Source organism: Pseudothermotoga sp. U03pept, from assembly GCF_051235805.1.
Classification (GTDB): domain Bacteria; phylum Thermotogota; class Thermotogae; order Thermotogales; family DSM-5069; genus Pseudothermotoga_B.
On record NZ_JBPNXV010000001.1, the window covers coordinates 509376 to 529543 of the forward strand.

Genomic DNA, 20168 nt, shown 5'->3' on the forward strand with positions numbered 1-20168 from the left:
AAGGGATGAACGTGGTGAGCAAGTACGTCTCAGTTCTTCTGGTTGGCATAGGTGGGTACGGGGCGAAGTATGTTGAATACTTGCTGAAGGAAGGAATAGATCATGGAGCTCAGATAGTAGGGGCAGTCGATCCTCAGCCCAACAGGAGCAAATTTCACGAGACCCTAATCAATATGAAAATCCCAGTCTTTGAAGATTTGAATGACTTTTATACACATCATAGAGCCGATCTGGTTGTAATATCATCTCCTATTCATTTTCACTGTGAACAGACCTGCTTGTCGTTGGAACAGGGTAGCAATGTTTTGTGCGAAAAACCAGCGGCAGCTACTGTCAGTGAAGTTGAGAGAATGATTGAGTACAGAGATCGATTCAAAAGACATGTGATGATAGGTTTCCAGTGGGCTTATGATCCCACGTTTTTAAGATTGAAAGAAGATATATCAAATGGCAAGTTTGGAAAGCCTGTGCGGCTCAAAACTATGGTACTCTGGCCAAGGGATAGTACTTATTATACAAGATCATCGTGGGCTGGGCGGCTTAAAGTGAATGATAGATGGGTATTAGACAGTGTTGCGAACAACGCCACTGCTCATTTCCTGCATGGTATGCTCTTTGTACTTGGAAATCATCTATCGCAGGCAGCATCTCCACAAACAGTGCAGGCTGAACTGTACAGAGCAAACAAGATAGAGAGTTTCGACACCTGTTGTATGAGAATATTGGTAAAAGATGTGGAGATTCTTTTCTACGCAACACACGCTTGTAAGCAGAGGAATGGTCCATACTTCGTCTACGAATTCGAGAAAGCAAAGATTGTCTTCGGCAGCCCAAATGTCAGTGACAACAAGCTGGTTGCCTTTTACAAAGATGGCAAAACTCACAACTATGGTGCTGTTGATCATGGTAGTATGGGAAAACTCTGGCATGCAATAGAAACTGCAAAAGGCAAAGAGGTAGTGATTTGTTCTTTGGAATCTGCACTTTCACACACACTGGTTATAAATGCTGCGCACAGATCTTCAAAGATAATCAACTTTCCAGAAAAAATAATCAAGACGGAGCAAGAACTTGTTTACGTCGAAGGGATAGATACTCTTATAGAAGAAGCCTTTGAGAGTAACAAGCTTTTCTCGGAGCTTGGTCTTCCATGGGCACAAGAAGGTAAGGTCATTCACCTTGATGATTTTCAAGGTACAGAGGATGAAGGCAGATGAGGATCTGCATAATAGGTTCATCTGGACATTACCAGTACGTTCTGAGAGGTCTTCACAAAGACACAAGAATTGTTGCAATTGCACCAGGGTCTGCTGGTGAAGAGATGACACCGTTGAGGAAGGCTTTGAAAGAGTTAGATTTGCACGTTAGGGAGTACGAGCAGTACGAAAAGATGATCGATATTGAAAAGCCAGATGCTGTGGCCATAAACAGTTTCTTTGGTGTGAACTCCAAGATTCTGATCGAAATGCTTCAAAGAAAGATTCACTCCTTCGTTGAAAAACCAATAGCGATTTCCTTTGAGGATCTAAATCAGATAAAGAGTCTGTACGAGAGTGTTCAGAAGGACGTTTTTTTCACTGCAATGTTTGGTTTGAGGTACAAAGCTCATTTTCTAACCGCAAAAGTTCTGATAGACTCGGGTGAAATTGGTAAGATAAGACTCCTAAACACACAGAAGTCCTACAAACTGGGCAAGAGGCACAGTTTTTATACAAAGAGATCTACTTACGGTGGAACCATTCCTTGGGTTGGAATACATGCTATAGATTGGATAAATTGGTTTACAGGTACGAAATTCTTGACTGTCTATGCAACTCATTCAAAGATTGACAACAAAGATCACGGAGATCTTGAAATGACTGCTCTTTGTCACTTCGTACTTGATCAGGAGATTTTTGCTTGCGTGAGTATTGATTATCTGAGACCAGAGCAGGCACTCACTCACGACGATGATAGAGTGAGAGTTGTTGGGACAAAGGGAATTCTCGAAGTTACCAGGGGCAAGGTGATAGTTCTTGACGACAAAGGTGAAAGAGAGGTACCTCTGGTTGCTGAAAAGCAGATATTCTCCGAGTTCCTTTCTCAGATAAAAGGTACAGGCTCTTGTATGGTAACACCGAGAGACAGTATACTCGCAACTGAGATTGCTCTAAAGGCGAGAGAATCTGCAGACACTGGGAGGGTAGTAGAAATATGTCAGGTACTGTGAAGATAGCTCTTATAGGTGCTGGGAGCGTCAGATACACGATAAAGCTGATCAGTGATCTTGTAAATGCAGAAGAATTGAAGGATGTTGTGATATCTCTCATGGACATAGATAAAGAAAGGCTCGAGGCAACGCATTTGCTGATTGAAAAGTACACAACAGAACTGGGGAGAAACTTTCAGATCGAAAGTACGACCGATTTAAGTAAGGCGTTGGAAAAAACTGATTTTGTTATTAACACGGCACTTGCGAGATCTCAAGGACACGAGGATGGTTATGTGCAGTATGAGATCACAAGAGAGATCGGCGAGAGACACGGTTACTACAGAGGTATCGATAGCCAAGAGTTCAACATGGTTTCGGATTATTACACTCTGACCAATTACAACCATTTGAAGATGAACCTTGAGATAGCAAGAGCTATTGAAAGTATTTGCCCGAATGCATGGCTTCTGCAGACATCAAACCCAGTTTTTGAAATCACACAAATGATAAAGGATCTTACCAAAGTAAAGGTTGTGGGATTGTGTCATGGTTATGCTCACATCTTCGATCTGGCAAGCAAAATAGGTTTGAATCCCGATCGAATACAATGGCAGGTGGCTGGAGTAAACCACGCAATATGGCTGAATAGATTCGAATCTGATGATCAAAATGGTTATGAGATACTTGAGAGATGGATTAGAGAAGAATCACAAAAATGGCAACCGAAAGATCCGTGGGATGTGGATCTTTCCCCAGCGGCGATAGATATGTACAGATTTTACGGCATGTTGCCTGTAGGTGACACCGTCAGATGTGGTACGTGGAAATATCACTACAATCTTGAAACGAAGAAGAGATGGTATGGAAGATTCGGAGGCATAGACAACGAAATAGAGAGACCAAAGTTCTACGAACAGTTGAGACAGACAAGAAAAAATCTGATCAAAGTTGCTCAGCAGTTACGGCAAGATCCTTCAATAACTCTTACGCAAATCATGCCGTCTGTCTTCACAAAGAACACCGAGAGTAAGGAACAACACATTCCCTTCATAAATGCGATAGTCAACAACAAGAAGGCACGATTGGTGCTGAATATAGAAAACAGAGGAGCGATCAAAGGAATACCTGACGATGTTGTCGTAGAAATACCAGTAACTGTCGACAAAGACGGCATTCATCCCGAGAAAATAGAACCAGATCTGACTTTGAGGATCAAGGAAATGTACCTGATGCCAAGAATACTGAAAATGAAATGGGCTCTTGAGGCTTTCAAGACAGGTGACATTAGTATCTTAGAGGAAATCCTTCTGAGAGATCCAAGGACAAGATCATACAAACAAGTGAAAGATGTGTTGATGGCAATCTTAGAATTACCATTCAATCGAGAGATGAGGTACCATTATTTGAAGTCTTAGGCGCTTTCTCTGGGCACAAGTTCGACGTCTAAGACCACCTGTTTTGGATTGTTTCTCATCTGACTCAGTTTTTCATAGAGTAGTTCAAAGGCGATACTGCCTTCTTTAAACTTGTCGATCCTCACAGTAGTGAGAGCCGGGTGAACAAAGGATGCATAAGATATATCGTCATATCCGACGATTGACAGGTCTTCTGGAACATTTTTCTTGAGAGTTCTTAAAGCCTTCAGGGCAGCAATTGCAAAGACATCGTTGAAGCAAAAGATTGCATCAAAATCAAGATCTTTCAACTCAACGACTTTGTTGAAGGCAGATTCGTAGCCTTCTTCTATCTCTACCATATGATAAGGTGGCAGACCGTGTTCTTGTAACGCCTTAACATAACCAAGATAACGCATTCTTGCAACTGATTTGTACATATAACCGTTGAGCATCAGAATCTTGCGTCTACCTTTCTGCAGCAGGTACTTTGTAGCGATGTAGCCACCTTTGAAGTCGTCTGAGTAGACCTCATCGAGCTGAGAGTTATCGAAATGAACACCGAGGATAACAAAAGGATAATTCAGAGTCGTCAGATACTCGATATCTTCATTGTCAAATTGCGTGGGAGAGATTATGATTCCGTCTACCCTCTTTTCTATCAGTGTCTTTATGGCTTCTATTTCGTTGATGTAATCGCGCTCTGTGTTCATGAGTATTATTTGATAGTCATATTTTCTCGCACCGTACTCTATGCCTTTAAATACCTCTGCGTAAAAAGGGTTTGAACTATCTTCAAAAACAACACCGATGGTTCTTGTAGTCTTGTTTTTGAGTGAAAGTGCATTCAAGTCTCTTATGTATCCAAGTTCTTTTGCTGCCTGCAATACTTTTTGCTTGGTCTGGGGACTTATATCTGGTTTGTTGTTCAATGCCCTTGAGACGGTGTTTATCGAGACACCTGCTCTGAGTGCTATGTCTTTGATAGTAATGAATTTTTTCAAAGATAGAAGCCTCCTTATGTGTGAGAATGCTCAGATCTTTGTTAGAAGATATTCTATCCTTTGACACTGCCGATGGTCAAGCCTTCGATGAAGTATCTCTGGAAGATCAGAAATACCGTAACGGGTACAACTGCTGCCAAAAGGGCACCTGCGGCAATGATATTCCAGCTTGAGATCCATTGACCCTGAAGGGCTGTAAGCCCTATAGTCACAGTTTTTTTCGCATCGCTTTGAAGCAGTATCAGAGACCAAAGGTAATCATTCCAAATCCAGGTGAACTCTAAGATGAATAGTGCAGCTATCGCAGGTTTTACCAACGGCATTATGACACGAGAATAGATAGTGAAGGCATTAGCACCGTCGATCTTTGCAGCTTCGAATAAACTTTTGGGCACAGTTACCATGAAATTGCGAAGAAAGAAAGTGCAGAAACCTATTTGAAAGGAAATGTGAAAGAGTATTACTCCCAAGAGTGAATCGTACAAACCAGTTACAACTGAGAATCTGTAGACTGGTATTAAGAGCATCTGAAAAGGTATGAGCATACCCGCAACGAAGATTATCAAGATCAAATTCCGCATTCTGAAATTGTACCAAGCAAGTGCGAAGGCACTCAAACTTGACAGAAAAAGAGTCGCTGCCACAGACGAAACGGTTACGATGAAGGTATTGACAAAGTATCTCTGCATCCTTCCTTCGATCCATGCCGTCTTAAAATTCTCTGCTGACCACTTTGTTGGGGCAGACCAGAAATTTCTGAGCATGAATATCTCATCCATTGTCTTAAAAGCTGTAAAAAATGCCACCATCAGCGGAATCATCCACACGATAACTACCAGAGTACAGAGCGTATAGAAAACAATCATCGCCGAGACTCTCTTCACTCTTTTTCCTCCTTCTTGAGGACGTTCAGCAGATAACTTATTATGAAACCAAGGGTTATAGCAAATTGCACTACTGCTATCGAAGCTCCGTATCCCATTCGGTAGTTGTGGAATGCTTGAACGTACATGTAATTTGCCATGACACTTGAAGAGTAGAATGGACCACCACGAGTCATGACAAAGACTATGTCAAAGGCTCTGAGTGAATCTATGATGTTCACAGTTGTGGCTATTACTACAGCAGGTCTGAGTGCTGGTAAGATGACGTACCAAAATCTTTGAATTGTGGTTGCACCATCGACTGTTGCTGCCTCGACTAATTCCTTTGAGACATTCTTCAAACCGGCAAGAAATAAAACCATTGCATACGGGATCTGCCTCCAGAGAGCTGCCGCTATTAATGAATATGTTACTATCTTCGGATCGCTCAACCAAGGTTTTGCGAATTGTTCTAAACCTATAGATCTGAAGAATGTGTTAACAACGCCACCTGTTGGTTCGAGTACCCATGACCAGATCTGACCAATCACGACAAAAGACAGAGCCATCGGCAGATAGACCAATGACTTGTAGATCTTGTGACCAGGAAACTTTTGATCCATCAGCATGGCAAGTGCCAATCCAATGGGTATAGAGAGTACGACAAAACCTATCATCCATTTGATGTTATTCATGAGAGATAGACCAAAGTAGTTGTCTGTGATCAATCTTTTGAAATTCTCCAAGCCCACGAACCTCATTTTGGTCATTCCATCCCATTTCATGAAACTGACAACAAAGGTTTGAAGTATGGGAAAGATGACCCAAATCGAATACATGCAAAGTGGTACTGCTAAGAATAGATAAGGTGTGAGTTTACTTCGAGTCATTTGTTTTCCCCCAAAGGATGAATCCTGTGGGCAAATGCCCACAGGAATGAATCACTTAGAATAGATCCTCTTTCTTTCTTGCTCGAGTCTGTCGAGTATTGAACTGATTCTCGTCGGATTTTGCATGAACTCTATGAACGCGTTCATACCAACCTCTGCCATCTCTGGATTGGTATCTCTGTCGTAGAATTGTGCAACGCCAGAAGAAGCCACGATCATAGAAAGTCCTTTCTTTGCATGATCATCTGGTGGAGTTACTTCAACATTTGCAGCGAGTCTTCCCAGATCTTTGGCAAACTTTTCTTGAGCTTCTTTGGAGGCTATGAATTTGAGAAATAGAACAGCTCCCTTTTTATTGGGCGCGTTGGCAGGTATCATGAAACCATCGATAGGTGTTTCTTCGTAAAGCGGTACCGAAGGATCTATTATCGGAAATCTGAAAAAGTCAAGATCGTCTTTGACTTCCGCAGGAGCAACATCTTTGATGAACTGTCCCATGTAGTACATAGCCGCTTGTCCACGGAACAGAAAGGTTGCACCTTCCTGCCACTCGTACGCAGCGTTGTTTGCAAGGAAGTAACCTCTGTCTATGAGCTGTTTCCAATACTCAAAGACCTTCATCAGTTTTGGATCGTTGTATGGTACTTCCCCCGCAGTCAGCTTGATGTGATATTCCAAACCGTTGACTCTGAGATTTAGTATGTCAAACCATCCGGCTGCCGTCCATGGGAACTTAGTACCAATCGCAATAGGTGTGATACCATTCTTCTTCAAAGTCTCGCAAAGATCCAAGAACTCAGCCCAGGTCTTTGGCTCTTTTAAACCCAGTTTTTCGAAAAGGGACTTTCGGTAGTACACGCCCCACCAGTACCAACTCTGCGGCACAAAGTAGATTTTGTCGTTGTAAGAGCAAGTACTCTTGAAAGAGGCTGGGAAGTATTCTTCCCACTTCGTTTCGGCAAAGACTTCTTCAATTGGTGCGATCAATCCCATCTGCGCGAAATACCTCATTCGTTCACCGGCAAACCATGTAACGACGTCTGCTGTACCCTTTGGTGCGGCAAGCCAAGTTCTAAGAAGGGTTTTGAAATCCTCGTGAGCGAAGGTGTTTACCACAATCTCGTAGTCTGGATACTTCTGCATGAAGATTTCTACAAGTTCAGCAAAAGCTTTCCTGGGTGCTGGATCAGACATGTAGCTGTTTACGATGATCTTTTCTTTCGCCATGGTTGTTAACGCTATCAACAGTGCAAGAAAGATGAAGAGAAACCGCCTCATGAGAGCACCTCCCTGTTCTTCCCGGTAACGTTACCGAGAATGGTCAACTTGAGATTACATTATCTTGTGGTTTCTGTCAAGTGAAAACAATCGCCTTGTCTATTGATAATCAAGCAAATGGTATTACCACTCACATTTATATGCTTTTTTCTACCATTTTCTCTGTGAAGCTCTTGGATTCGGGTAAAATCTCGGTGATATAACTAAAGGTACACAAGAAGATGTTTTTTGCAAATCTCGGGCAAAGTGCTATAATTTTACGGTTAGAAAACAGAAATGCAAGGGTGAAGTGGTTGAGTAGAGACCTCACGCAAGGCAGTTTAACTAAAAATCTTTTTTACATGGCGCTGCCCACTATGGGCGGTTTTGCTTTACAAGGATTGTACGACATCGTCGATATGTTTTGGATAGGACGGATTTCGGCGAAGGCAATCGCCGGTGTCACTGTTTTTTCTACTATCTTCTGGCTCGTCGAAGTACTCAACGAAATCATTGGAATGAGTTCTACTTCGTTGATTTCCCAGAATTACGGAGCAAAGGATTACGAGCGCACGAACAGAGTGATTGAGCAAACGATAGTCTTCAAAATCTTTGTTGCCGCAATTGCCTCTGCGTTAATGATTGTATTTCTCAAACCTTTGATGACTGTTTTCAGCAAGGATCCTGAAGTTGTTAAAGCTGGGGTTGACTATGGATACTGGAGAAGTTTCTTCATGCCGATATTCTTTGCTACGTACTCAACTTACACCGCACAAAGAATGACTGGCGAATCAAGACTGCCGATGGTAATAATGGGTACAAGCGCTGTTTTGAATGTTGTTCTTGACCCAATTTTCATGTTCGAGAGAGTGCCTTTACTGAAGATCAAAGGTTTGAATATGGGTGTGAGTGGTGCCGCCGTAGCTACCGTTGTCTCAACTATCGTTGCGTTTCTATGGGGTTTTACTGTGCTTTTGAAGGGCAGAGGAAATATAAGAATAACACTTGCGGGATTGTTTAAACTCAACAGAGAAATAGATTTGAAGTTGCTGACCATAGGATTACCCAGTGGTGTGGAGATGCTGATGCGAAGCGCATCAAGTGCCATTTTGACAAAGGTCTTGAGTATTTACGGTTCTTCAACGTTGGCTGTCATCGGTGTTGTGAGTAGGCTAATGGGGCTTGCTTTCATACCGCTCATGGGTTTTTCGATGGGTGCCAGCGCAATAGTTGGGCAGAACCTTGGAGCTAAGAAACCAGAGAGAGCTGAAAAGACAGTTCTGTTAGCTGCTATCTATGGTTCACTCTTTGTTCTCGTTTTTGTGGTTCTTGCAAATCTTTTCCCAGAGAGTGTCATGAGTCTTTTTGTTCATGAAAAAGATGTCATACGAGAAGGTGTTTCTGCGGTACGAATTGGTTCGTGGGCGATGTTGATTGCCGCATTGTCGGTATCTTTGATGAGCAGTTTCTTTGGATCTGGATACACTTTACCTGCTATGTTTTCGAGTATTGTCGGTAGGTGGTTTACACAACTTCCGTATGTTCTTGTCGTTGTTGTGGTTTTCAAGTTGCCCAGTATTTACGTTTGGTTTTCTTTCATAATAGCTGAAGTTGCTGAAATGATCTATGCCCTTGTTGTGTTTTCAAAAGGTAGATGGAAAGAACACAGAGTTAAGTGATTGACAAGATCACTGCGGCGAGTTGTATAATACTTGGTGAAATTCTCCGAGGGGGCGATCAAAATGAGGTTTTTCGCAACACTCGTGATTGTTTTTTGCCTTCTGTGCATCGGGTTTGCACAGATAAAGCTACCATTGACTCATGTAACCACTGGTGGTTTTACTGTACATTCTATTGAGATTTTGACCAATCCACAGACTTTCTATCAGAACAACACATTGAATGTTGGCATAAGGATTAACTTTATGAGGACCATTGCCGGAGGGAGTGCTTATTCTTTCGATCTTAAAGAAGGCGAGCAGAAGTTGATGACGCTAAGACTTATTGGTTTGAAGCTGAGCGAGACAGAAACCAACGTCTTGCTTTATTATGGTCCTACCTCTGCTCTGCCGAGTAGTTATCAGTACGGTGGATTTCAAATAGTTGGGTTTTTTGTCACCAAGGCTGATCTCGATGCTGGTTTTAAGGAAATCTGGGGATGGAGTTCGGCTAATCCACTTGCATGCAGAGATTTCACGATAATTGCAGATCTTGACATGGATCCGGTTTATGGTCAGCCAACGGCTGGTGTTCACAAAGGTGCTCAGAGGACTTGGATTGCCTCGATGCCTGTCACATCTCCCTTTGGGAGGTGTCAGTTCAGTGAAAAAACAGAACAAACCCAGCCTCAGCAAACGACGTCTCAGTACTTCTGGCCAAAGTCAATCTCAGATATCATCGTTGAGCCAGAACCTTTTGAATCTGGACAACCACTAAAGATCACCGTAGTTTTGAACTCAGAGCTGACCTCAAGCCCTTACGATTATTATTTGGTCTACTGGGTAACTGTAACTTACCAGAATGGACAGACCGCGACAATTCCACACTCATGGGGAAATTTCAATCCCAATAGCGCATTTATAATCACATCTACTCCAAAGTCTAAAGACGCCCGAACGATAGTACTGGATCGTGCTGGCAATGTGAGTTTTCTTTTACCCGAAAGCATAACGATACAGCAATCAAATATCGGTATCACTCAGATTGAGATAAAGTTTCAAATATGGGCAGGTTTGGACGCAGACAGATATAGACCGTACGATTATGTTGAGCGTTGGGTGGCAAAAACGGTCTTTGTACCTGCCAAGTGAGAACTGCCTCTGGTCTATAGTTTGAGAGAGGCAATGAAAAGTTAGTTTCAACTAAGTCCTAAGATGTGCATCGAAATTGAATAATTTGCGTGAATGTTCACCAAAATATCATGGTAAGAGTTTTTATAACACCTTGATGGTTTTTGGTTTTCGTATTATATATTATGGGCAAGCTTGACCAGACAGATCTGTCTTGTGTAGATTGGCATTGGTCTACTCCCTAAGGCGGAATATCCAAGATTCTGCCCCCTGGTGGTCTGTTCAATTCTTCGGTCGTAACCATTTTCAAAGAACTTGAGTCATAATAATGTATATAATGTATGAGTTCAAGGGGGCGATGAGGATGAGGAAGATTTTCTTGTTTCTCTGTCTTAGTGGTCTTCTGATGACTAGTGGCTTCAGCACGGTCGAAGATTCAAGCAACTCTCTGGCGATTGATTTGTACAAAGTCTTGTCTAAGAAGTCAGGAAACATATTCTTTTCTCCATTCAGCATAAGTTCAGCTCTCGCGATGACCTACATGGGTGCAGACGGTAACACAGCTGCACAGATGAGGAAGGTTCTTTATTTTGATCTTGAAGAGGAAGCATTGCATGATGGCTTTTCGAAATTGATGGACTCTTTGAACCAACCTAATGAGAACTATCAACTCTCGGTCGCTAACTCAATCTGGGCTCAGTTTGATTACCCGTTTTTCAAAGAATTCATCGAACGACTGCAGAGTTACTATCGAGCAGGACTCAACTACGTAGATTTTATAAACAAGAGAGATGAAGCAAGAGAGAAGATCAACACATGGGTTGAAGAAAAGACAAATCAGAAGATCAAAGATATCATCAAGCCAGACGACATCGACGAACTCACAAGACTTGTTTTAGTGAACGCCATATACTTCAAAGGAACTTGGTTAGAGAAATTCGATCCTTCTTTGACACGCAAAGAGAAATTCTACATTAATCAGAATGAGAGCAAAGATGTGGATATGATGTTCAGGAATTTGAAGGCAAATTACACCGAAGATTCCTCAGTTCAAGTTCTCGAACTACCTTATGCTGGAAATCAAATCTCGATGATAATCGTACTTCCAAAGGAGAACAAAGATCTCAAAGAGATCGAAAAGAACATCTCATTAACGCTCTTAGAGAAATGGAAAAGTGATATGAAAGAGACTTCTGTTGACCTCTATCTTCCGAAGTTCAAGACAGAATGTAGGTTTAACCTTAAAGATACGCTCATGGGTATGGGGATGGTCGATGCCTTTACAGATGCAGCAGATCTTTCAAGAATGGACGGTACAAGGTTGCTCAAGATCAAAGACGTTATACACCAGTCTTTCATAGAGGTCAATGAAGAAGGTACAGAAGCTGCTGCCGCGACGGCTGTCATAATCGGTATTAAGATGGCACCAACTATACCCGTTGTTTTCAAAGCAGATAGACCTTTTATTTTCTTCATCTACGACAATCTACATGATCTGATCTTGTTCATGGGTCGATTGAGTAATCCATGAGATGAAAAGACTGCCCTCTGAAGGGCAGTCTTTTTTTCATGATGGATGAATGAGTCTTCCTCTTTCAAGGCTAAACTATGAGCAACCTTCCTGTTGGATTGAACTTTTTGTACAACTGTATCCTCAGGTTTTGATATTTCCTGTAGTGTTCAAGATGATCGTAACCGGGTTGATTCCACGGTTCTTTCTGTGAAAGCACTGCGTTGAACTCTTGCAAGAGCTGTTCTTCAAAGTGCCCTGCATATTCGTGCACGATGAATTTTCTGAAAGCATCTTTGAATTGCTGCCAAGATTTTTCTTCCCCTCCTGGTACAACCGGGTAGAACAGCCCGTTGTTCGATTTGACTGCTTTCAAATCTCCTATCGCATCGCCTATCATGAGAACTTCATCATCTTTGTAGCCTCCAACCTTTTTGGCAAGCTCTATGTGCTGAGCCTTTGTTCCCATCTCTTGTCCTGCTATTAAAGAGATGTACATAGCAAGATTGTATTTCTCCCAGTAATCTGCAAGATCGTCATAGGGTGTCTGTGAGACAACTATGATGTCGGCATGCTGTGCAATCAATTTAACGGCTTCTTCTACACCATCGAACGGAGGTATCTCCGCCGAAATATGGGGGAAAGTTCTATTCACAGCTTCACTCCAACCAAGCAGTTTGTACAAACCAAAGGTCTTTGGTCTTTCTTCATTTATGAATTTCTCGAGCGATTGGTTCCCAAGACCTAAATTGTTCTTCTTAGCATAATCTATGAAGTCCTCAACAAGACTGAGATCTGGAAGTTTTATGTTCTTTGCTCTAACAAGGTCTTGCACATCTTTTCTTTCGTACAAAGCGTGGAGGATAAGCTGAATCGCGATGAATCTGTTGCAACCTCTGTGTTCCGAAAAGAGGTTGTAGTACTCAGCTATCTCTCTGTAGTAAGATTCGATCTCCCATAGACCATAGAACTCCATGAAATGTGGGTGGAAGATGAGAATTTGTTTTCCGTTCATGTTGTCTGTGACACATCCATCTGTATCGATGGCAACGAGAAATTTTCTGGTTCTTCTAAAATTCAGAAGTTGTTCTCTGGGTTTTTCTTTCAGTTCTTTTTGGCTTAGTCTCACATAAGGCATCTATGCTCACGCTCCTTGTTCCCTTAGACCTGCTGGAATGTAATCACGGCACAGCTTTGGCGCCATTATCTCTTTGAAGTTGGCGAACTCTGGTAGTGGTCCACCTATCAAAGGCATTGCCCACTTTACAAAATCGTCTGTGACATCTACTTTGTTCTCGCTTATCCATTTTTTCGGAAACTCTCTTGCAGAGTTTGCCACAACGTTTAACGGTATCTTTGAGTACTCAACTTGATATTTTTCACCTGGAATTCTTCTAATCGTCGCCATGTAGCCTGTTTCACCGTTCAGAGCGAGTTTTGCAGCATAGGCACCGACTTCATAGGCTTCCCTCAAGTCCACTTCGGATACATAAGCAATTTCTCTTCTCTGCCTTGTTCCAGGTTTTTCATACCTCGCTATTCCAGAAACGACCAATCTGCTTCTCGCCCTACCTTTTTCGTCTTTTCTGTCAAGACCGTTGAGATAGTTTGCCAAGACTTGTTCTGCACTCTTTTCCGCAGCACTGAACTGAGCATGTCCAAAGCTGTCTTTGAGTATGCCAAGGTCTCCAACGTTTACACCTTCTCCTATCACGATGATGCACCGCTTATGGGCTTTCAGCACTTCATTAACCTTTTCTGTGATGTATTCAAGGTTTGATTTGTAATCATCTTGTGAGAGTGCTTCAGGAAGTATTATCAACAGCGGCATCTCTCTTCTTGGATCTGCAAGTCTGGCTGATGCGGTGATGAATCCCATCTTCCTTCCCATGACACCTATCACGAGAACAGGGTCGGATGTGTAGCTTGCCTTGTTTTCTTCGTTTGCTTCTAATACATTTATCGCCGTATTTCTCGCCACACTTCCATATCCTGGATCGTGATCGCAGATGGCAAAGGTCCCATCTTCTTGCAACTTTCCACCCAAGTCGTTGTCTATCGTCTTTGGAATACCAACGCAAATTACTTCGAGTCCTCTTTCACGAGCGAGCAGACTCACCTTGTTTGCAGTGTCCATGGAGTCTTCTCCACCGCAATAGAGAAAATAACCAACGTTGTGTGCTTTGAAGACTTCAACTATTCTCTCAAGATCTTCTTGTGATTTTATCTTGTAACGGCAGCTCCCTATTACTCCTGCAGACGGTGTTCTTTCGAGAAGTTTGATCTGCTTTGGGTCTTGTGCTGTTATGTCAACGAGTTCTTCGTTCAACACCCCCAATATTCCCATTCTTGCACCGTATATCTTTCCAATCTTTCCACTGCTGAGGAATGTTTCTATAGCACCGCGAAGACTGTTGTTGATAACAGAGGTCGGTCCACCAGACTGTGCGATGACAACATTCTTCATAGATCATGCCTCCCTCTTCAAATCGTAGAGAAACTTTCCACCGTGTTCAATCCAGAGGCAATCTTCTGATTCAAAGTCTTCTTTCTTTATAGATCTTGGGTCACGGTAAGCCAGATTTACAGCCTTGCATTCCTTTTCTGGTATAGCTGTTGCTAAGGTCACGGTGAAGGAAAAATCCTCTTTGCCAGTAGATGGGTCAAAGGTACCGTCTCCTCTTACGTTTATCACATGTGCTGCGACGTTGAGATCGAACTTTGGGTGTGTTTTCAGAAAATCTTTGACGTAGTCTTTGCAGTGATATCCAATCTGGCGCATTGATTTGTCCATCTGCGGATTTGAGTGAAAAATCTTTATATGTGGGGCGTAGATGATGATTTCTCCACCTGGTACGATGACACCTGGTCTTTGAAGCTTGTACGAGCCTTTCCCTGCTGTCCATATTTCATCGTAGTTTTCCCCGATAACCTGCACCGCTGTTTTTACTGGCTTATCCAAGTAGATTATGTGAATCTTCTGACTTGCCTTTACTGCCTGTCTGTATGCTTCGAGTGAACCTTCAAAATCAAGACCTGTGTAAAGTCCTTTTGCGAGTATTCCGTTGTCTGTTTCTTCATAGACCATGTTCAGGAATAGAACTTGCGAACGCACCTTTTCAAAGGCGATCTTGCAAGCTTGGTTGATCACCTCTCTTGCTGGATTATCAACAGAGCCTATGATCCTTGGAATGCCTATCAGAACTGCTGCCCAGTGAAAGAGCCCCACAACATCTGGTCCGGCGATACCTGGAACGATTGACTTCAAACCACCAGAGAATCCTGTAGATTCATGTGGTGATGTTCCACTCAAAACGATTATCAGATCATACTTCTCGAAGAAGAGCTTGTTCAACGTTATTGGTAGAGCTTCTTCAAGATCACCCATCGTTTTTTCACTCACAAACTCTTTGTTCAGAGTACCAACGGTTGTAAGCGCATTTGGGTTGGCGTATTCGTGGTTGAAAAAGACGAATTCTTCATTTAGAAGACCGAGTTTCTTTCTAATCTCTTCTTCACTCATCGCTCGATGTGTACCACTTGCATTCAAAGTATGAAGGACCTTGAGTCCCCTCTTTTTGAGTTCTTTGAAGACCAGTGGGACTAATCTGTCTGAGAAATCCTGCCGTGTGTAATCTGGGTGTATCAAGAGTACCTTCTCAAGCTTTCTATCTGGTAAAACTCCTTCGATAAACTCAGACAGTTTTTGCAAAGTGAGTTCTGCGGAAAGATTTTCAATGTACTTCATTCATTTGCACCCTCTTCATACTCCTGAATAAGCGTTGAAACCACCGTCTATTGGTATTACAGCACCCGTGACAAAAGCTGAGGCGTCTGATGCAAGCCACACACAAACGCCGATCAGATCATCTGGATCTCCAAACCTACCCATAGGTGTGTGATCGATAATTGCCTTTCCTCGTGCGGTGAGATTTCCTTGTTCGTCGAGCAGCAGGTATCTGTTCTGTTGTGTCAAGAAAAACCCTGGTGCGATGGCATTCACCCTCAGCTTCTTGTTGTACTCCATTGCAAAATGAACAGCCAGCCACTGGGTGAAGTTGCTCACAGCCGCTTTTGCCGCAGAGTAACCTATTGTGCGTGTCAAGGGCCTGAAGGCTGCCATTGAAGAGATGTTTATGATCGATCCACCTTCTTCTCTCTTTACCATGAATTTGCCAAAGACTTGCGAAGGCAAGATCGCACCACCGAACAAGTTCAACGCTACCACCTTTTGCAGTGCATCGAATGGAAGATCGAAAAAGCTAAGTTCGTTCGAGGTGGTTGCTTGAGGCATGTTACCCCCTGCGGCGTTGAGCAGAACGTCTACTTTTCCAAAGTCTCTGATGATTTCCTCATAGCTTTTCTTGATACTCTCGATGTTGAGCACATCCATGTAGTAACCCTTTGCTTCAAAACCATTTTTCTGCATCTCATTGGCTGTGAGCTCTGCGTTCTTGATATCGCAGACGGCAATCTTCGCACCGAATCTTGCCAAACCCTTTCCTATCGCAGAGCCAAGTATCCCTGCTCCACCTGTGATGACCACGACCTTTCCTTCCAAGCTGAAAAGCCTGTAAGCCTCGTTCATCCTCAACACTCCTTTCATGCGTTTAGCAAATTCAGATGTTTGTTCATATGGTTTTTCAGAAATTCGTAGTGATCTTTTTCGTTCTCGAAGAGAACCTTGTAGATTTCATCTCTAAAGATGTATCTTCCAGACTCTTTTGCCGTGAGGACAGAACCGTAAGTGATGTGGATCAACTGACGAGCATCGGGCATCTCGAATAGTTTCACAAGGTCTGTGTCGCTGATCTTTTCAACATCAGGCACCTTAGTCAGATCGGTCGTCACATGATATGATGCTCTATCTGTTTCAAAGCGTGTGAGAGCATACTTGTGAATCCTTCTGTACAAAGAAGGAGCTCTCAGGGCGATTGTTTTGATTGCTTCAAGATAACTTGTACCTGCTGTTTTCACATGAAGATTGCCTTCGGTGTACCGAGCAAAGATGGGGTAAACGCTGAATTTGTCACTGCCAGAATGCAATGAAAGTCTGTATCCAGAAAGAGCGTTAGCGATCTGTGCGTGTAAAGACAACTCGTTTTCCAAGTTTGAAAGATCGCCGATGTAATCTATTCCTTTCTGCCATTGGCCGACAAATCTCAGCGCGAGTGTTTGGAAGTCTACACCTCTCCTTCTCAGTTCTTCCACAATGAATACGTGAGCCAACGGTGTTGTCGGTGTTGAAATCTCATCTATTGAGACTTCAAGATCAAAGTCTCTTCTTACACCTTTGAGAGCATCATAGCACTTGACAACATGTTCGATAACATCTATGTAGGTGACAAAGATTTTGACAAATTCTTCTTCGTCCATGATGAGTTTGGCATCTTTAAAGGAGTACTTCTTTCCCACATATCTGGATTCGAGTTCCCTCCTCTTGGGATGAGTTTCGTATATCTTTTCGGTTTCTTTTGAACTCATCTTGGCTATATCTCTGACGTGATCTGAAGGATCTAAGGTGTACATACTGTAACCTTCATGCGCTGCCTTCAGTAAATCCTCTATTTCTTTGACGTGATCGGCGTCTGCACCGAATACACCATCATAACCACTTTCGAAGACACCAAAAACGGCGCTATCGAGTGCATCTGCAAAGGTTCTTTGTGTTCTTGAAAGTTCTCTCACCGATTGTTGTGCAAATATAGGAAAGATATCGTACTTCTTTGCTACAGCGGCATGCGCAGCCGTTGCTATTCCAAGTCTATCGCCAAAGCCAAAAGAGGTTTTTCTGTTGCACCTTTTTGGTGAGAGGTTGAAGAGAGTTTTCAAAGTCATACAATTCTTGTGAGACGTTGGACAGACCATCACATCGAGATTCTCAATCTTACCAATCTTCTTGCCCTCGAACTTTTCGCACAATCCTGGTTTGCCTATGATCGTGAGATATTTTTGTTCTGCGTCCTTTGAGATGAAGATGTGAGAACCATCGATTTGCCTAATTGATTCAACATAACTTTGATACCTTCTGTTGGTGAGCTTCTCGAATTCCCTCAAAAGACGATCTGTTTGGTCTTTCAAAGTCATCATCCCCCTTCACGCTTTATAGACCTGAACACCTTTTTCAAGGAGAAATGCTTCATATTCTTTCGGTATGTTTTCATCTGTTATCACACCGTCTATGTCCTCTGGTAGAGCAAAAGAAGCGAATGCACTGCGGCTGAATTTGGTCGAGTCTGTGACGATGTACACCTTCGAAGAGCTTTGTATCATTGCTTTTTTTACATCTGCCTCTACAACACTGGGCGTCATGAAACCCTTGTCCATGGAGAATCCGGTTGTACCCAAAAAGGCTTTATCAACGTTAATCTCTTCGAGAAATCTCAAAGCCCACGGACCTACAAGTGAAAGACTGTTTTCCCTCACAACTCCACCGAGAACGAGCACTTCAACTCCAAGTTCTATCAGTTTGCCGGCTATGAAAACGTTGTTGGTTACTACCGTTATCATAGAGAGTTCTGATTTTCTCAGTTCAAAGGTTGCATAGTAATTTGTGCTGCTGCTGTCGAGTATTACGGTGTCGCCATCCTCTATGAGTGAGACGATTTTCTTTGCTATTCTTTTCTTTTCATTTTCGCGCTGATGTATCTTTTTGAGGAAGTTCCATTCAGAGCGGGAATGATCTGGTAGTATCGCACCACCGTGTGTTCTCACTATAGAACCGTTTGCTTCCAGGAAATCGAGGTCTTTTCTTATAGTCACACTGCTCACCTTGAGTTGTCTTGTCAGTTCGTTGACAGTTACCTTTCCTTTCTTTCGTAAAAGGTCAAGAATCACATTTCTGCGCTCTTCAGTGAACAAAATTATCCCTCCATCTGAATACTATCAATTTCGGTTACGAAAGTCAATTTCGAAACAATACAAAATCACATGAAAGAGTGAGAAAAAAGGAAAGACAGAGAGCAACATGGTGATACTCAGTCAATAACTGCTTGTGAAGGACGATTTTCAAAGTTGTCTGTACTGTTAACTGTAGGTAGACTTATAATTGAGCCGGAAAGGCGGCACAGGAGGGGTGAAAGATGAAGGCAGTCAGGTTACACGCTAAGTGGGATCCAAGACCTGGTTTCAAACTCGGTCCCAAAGACGTAGAAGGAAAGGTCTGTTGGCTTGGAAGCAAGGTTTGGCGTTATCCGGAAGTTGTTGTTGAAGAGGTACCAGAACCAAAGATCAAGAAGCCAACCGAAGTGCTCATTCAAGTCAAGGCATGCGGAATCTGTGGTAGCGATGTTCACATGGCACAAGCCGATCAGGACGGATACATGCTTTACCCTGGGTTGACGGGATTTCCATCAACACTTGGTCATGAATTCTCTGGAATAGTTGTCGATGCTGGTCCAGAAGCGATAAACCGAAGGACGAACAAGAGATTTGAACCTGGCGAACCGGTGACTTCTGAAGAAATGTTTTGGTGTGGACACTGCAGACCATGTGCTGATGGCTATCCAAACCACTGCGAAAACCTTCATGAAATTGGCTTTGACATCGATGGTGCCTTCGCTAAGTATGTTATCTCTGACGCTAAATATCTCTGGAGTTTGAAGGAGCTCGAGAAGAACTATCAAGGAGACAAACTGTTCCTGGCTGGCAGTCTTGTTGAACCGACCTCCGTTGCCTACAACGCGGTCATAGAAAGAGGTGGAGGAATAAGACCTGGTGAAAATGTTGTGATTCTCGGAGGTGGACCCATAGGACTTGCAGCTGTTGCGGTGTTGAAAAAGGCCGGTGGAGCTAAAGTGATATTGTCTGAACCCTCTGAAACAAGGCGAAAACTAGCCAAGGAATTGGGTGCAGACGTAGTAATAGATCCAACCAAAGAGAACTTCGTTGAAGCCGTTTTGGACAGCACAAACGGCATGGGCGCGAAGATCTATCTTGAAGCCACTGGATTGCCTCAAATTGTTTGGAAAGATATCGAAGAGACTATCTGGCGCGCAAGAGGTGTGAATGCGACCGTTGTCATAGTGGCAAGAGCGGATGCAAAGATTCCCGTTACTGGTGAAGTGTTCCAAGTGAGACGTGCTCAGATAGTTGGTTCACAAGGTCACTCAGGACATGGAAACTTCCCGAATGTGATAAGTCTGATGGCAAGCGGAATGGATATGACTAAGATAATCTCCAAGACCGTCAAGCTCGAAGAGATACCTGAATACATAAAGAAGTTGCAGACTGACAAAGAGCTCATCAAAGTGACAATGCTGAATCCTTGA

Annotated in this window: 17 protein-coding genes; 7 read left to right on the plus strand and 10 right to left on the minus strand. The window is 42.9% G+C overall.

Annotated features, from left to right (window positions below):
* Positions 1-5 precede the first annotated feature (5 nt).
* Genes ACSFC1_RS02545 through aglA form a run of 3 tightly spaced genes read left to right on the plus strand, consistent with a single transcriptional unit; the run spans position 6 to position 3606 of the window.
* Positions 6-1217 carry a Gfo/Idh/MocA family protein gene (locus ACSFC1_RS02545; protein ID WP_435564558.1) on the plus strand — a complete coding sequence of 404 codons (1212 nt, stop codon included), beginning with the start codon at positions 6-8 and terminating at the stop codon, positions 1215-1217.
* Complete coding sequence (locus tag ACSFC1_RS02550) at positions 1214-2209, plus strand: Gfo/Idh/MocA family protein (RefSeq protein WP_435564559.1); 996 nt, start codon at positions 1214-1216, stop codon at positions 2207-2209. Before ACSFC1_RS02545 ends, ACSFC1_RS02550 begins: the two co-directional genes overlap by 4 nt.
* Positions 2194-3606 carry an alpha-glucosidase AglA gene (gene aglA / locus ACSFC1_RS02555; protein ID WP_435564560.1) on the plus strand — a complete coding sequence of 471 codons (1413 nt, stop codon included), beginning with the start codon at positions 2194-2196 and terminating at the stop codon, positions 3604-3606. Before ACSFC1_RS02550 ends, aglA begins: the two co-directional genes overlap by 16 nt.
* On the opposite strand, the gene ACSFC1_RS02560 is transcribed toward aglA, so the two are convergent.
* The 4 genes from ACSFC1_RS02560 to ACSFC1_RS02575 are packed head-to-tail and all read right to left on the minus strand — an operon-like array spanning position 3603 to position 7620.
* A complete protein-coding gene (locus ACSFC1_RS02560; protein ID WP_435564561.1) occupies positions 3603-4589 on the minus strand; it encodes a LacI family DNA-binding transcriptional regulator in 987 nt (328 codons plus the stop codon). The two genes, aglA and ACSFC1_RS02560, sit on opposite strands and share 4 nt — an antisense overlap.
* Positions 4590-4642: 53 nt before the next feature.
* Complete coding sequence (locus ACSFC1_RS02565) at positions 4643-5473, minus strand: carbohydrate ABC transporter permease (RefSeq protein ID WP_435564562.1); 831 nt, start codon at positions 5471-5473, stop codon at positions 4643-4645.
* Complete coding sequence (locus ACSFC1_RS02570; RefSeq protein WP_435564563.1) at positions 5470-6342, minus strand: carbohydrate ABC transporter permease; 873 nt, start codon at positions 6340-6342, stop codon at positions 5470-5472. The genes ACSFC1_RS02565 and ACSFC1_RS02570 overlap by 4 nt, the downstream gene beginning before the upstream one ends.
* Before the next feature lie 51 nt (positions 6343-6393).
* A complete protein-coding gene (locus tag ACSFC1_RS02575) occupies positions 6394-7620 on the minus strand; it encodes an ABC transporter substrate-binding protein (protein WP_435564564.1) in 1227 nt (408 codons plus the stop codon).
* A gap of 284 nt (positions 7621-7904) precedes the next feature.
* Here ACSFC1_RS02575 and ACSFC1_RS02580 point away from each other — a divergent pair, with 284 nt between their 5' ends.
* The 3 genes from ACSFC1_RS02580 to ACSFC1_RS02590 all read left to right on the plus strand — a co-directional run bounded on the left by ACSFC1_RS02580 (position 7905) and on the right by ACSFC1_RS02590 (position 11919).
* The gene (locus ACSFC1_RS02580) at positions 7905-9278 is read left to right on the plus strand and encodes an MATE family efflux transporter (protein WP_435564565.1); all 1374 of its coding nucleotides are present in this window, start codon (positions 7905-7907) and stop codon (positions 9276-9278) included.
* Between the two features lie 63 nt (positions 9279-9341).
* On the plus strand, positions 9342-10409 hold the full coding sequence (locus ACSFC1_RS02585) for a hypothetical protein (RefSeq protein ID WP_435564566.1): 1068 nt from the start codon (positions 9342-9344) through the stop codon (positions 10407-10409).
* A gap of 343 nt (positions 10410-10752) precedes the next feature.
* Complete coding sequence (locus ACSFC1_RS02590) at positions 10753-11919, plus strand: serpin family protein (RefSeq protein WP_435564567.1); 1167 nt, start codon at positions 10753-10755, stop codon at positions 11917-11919.
* A 70-nt stretch (positions 11920-11989) separates the two neighbouring features.
* Here the strand turns inward: ACSFC1_RS02590 and ACSFC1_RS02595 are convergent, their stop codons facing one another.
* The 6 genes from ACSFC1_RS02595 to ACSFC1_RS02620 are packed head-to-tail and all read right to left on the minus strand — an operon-like array spanning position 11990 to position 18759.
* On the minus strand, positions 11990-13036 hold the full coding sequence (locus tag ACSFC1_RS02595; protein WP_435564568.1) for an HAD family hydrolase: 1047 nt from the start codon (positions 13034-13036) through the stop codon (positions 11990-11992).
* Positions 13037-13042: 6 nt separating this feature from the next.
* A complete protein-coding gene (locus tag ACSFC1_RS02600) occupies positions 13043-14365 on the minus strand; it encodes a diphosphate--fructose-6-phosphate 1-phosphotransferase (RefSeq protein ID WP_435564569.1) in 1323 nt (440 codons plus the stop codon).
* A gap of 3 nt (positions 14366-14368) precedes the next feature.
* Positions 14369-15646 carry a lactate racemase domain-containing protein gene (locus ACSFC1_RS02605; protein ID WP_435564570.1) on the minus strand — a complete coding sequence of 426 codons (1278 nt, stop codon included), beginning with the start codon at positions 15644-15646 and terminating at the stop codon, positions 14369-14371.
* A 15-nt stretch (positions 15647-15661) separates the two neighbouring features.
* Positions 15662-16486 (minus strand): SDR family oxidoreductase, encoded by an 825-nt coding sequence (locus ACSFC1_RS02610; RefSeq protein WP_435564571.1) that lies wholly within the window; start codon positions 16484-16486, stop codon positions 15662-15664.
* Between the two features lie 14 nt (positions 16487-16500).
* The gene (locus ACSFC1_RS02615; RefSeq protein WP_435564572.1) at positions 16501-17979 is read right to left on the minus strand and encodes a tagaturonate epimerase family protein; all 1479 of its coding nucleotides are present in this window, start codon (positions 17977-17979) and stop codon (positions 16501-16503) included.
* A gap of 15 nt (positions 17980-17994) precedes the next feature.
* A complete protein-coding gene (locus tag ACSFC1_RS02620) occupies positions 17995-18759 on the minus strand; it encodes a DeoR/GlpR family DNA-binding transcription regulator (RefSeq protein ID WP_435564573.1) in 765 nt (254 codons plus the stop codon).
* A gap of 221 nt (positions 18760-18980) precedes the next feature.
* On the opposite strand from ACSFC1_RS02620, the gene iolM reads away from it, so the two are divergent.
* Positions 18981-20168 (plus strand): scyllo-inosose 3-dehydrogenase, encoded by a 1188-nt coding sequence (iolM, locus tag ACSFC1_RS02625; protein ID WP_435564574.1) that lies wholly within the window; start codon positions 18981-18983, stop codon positions 20166-20168.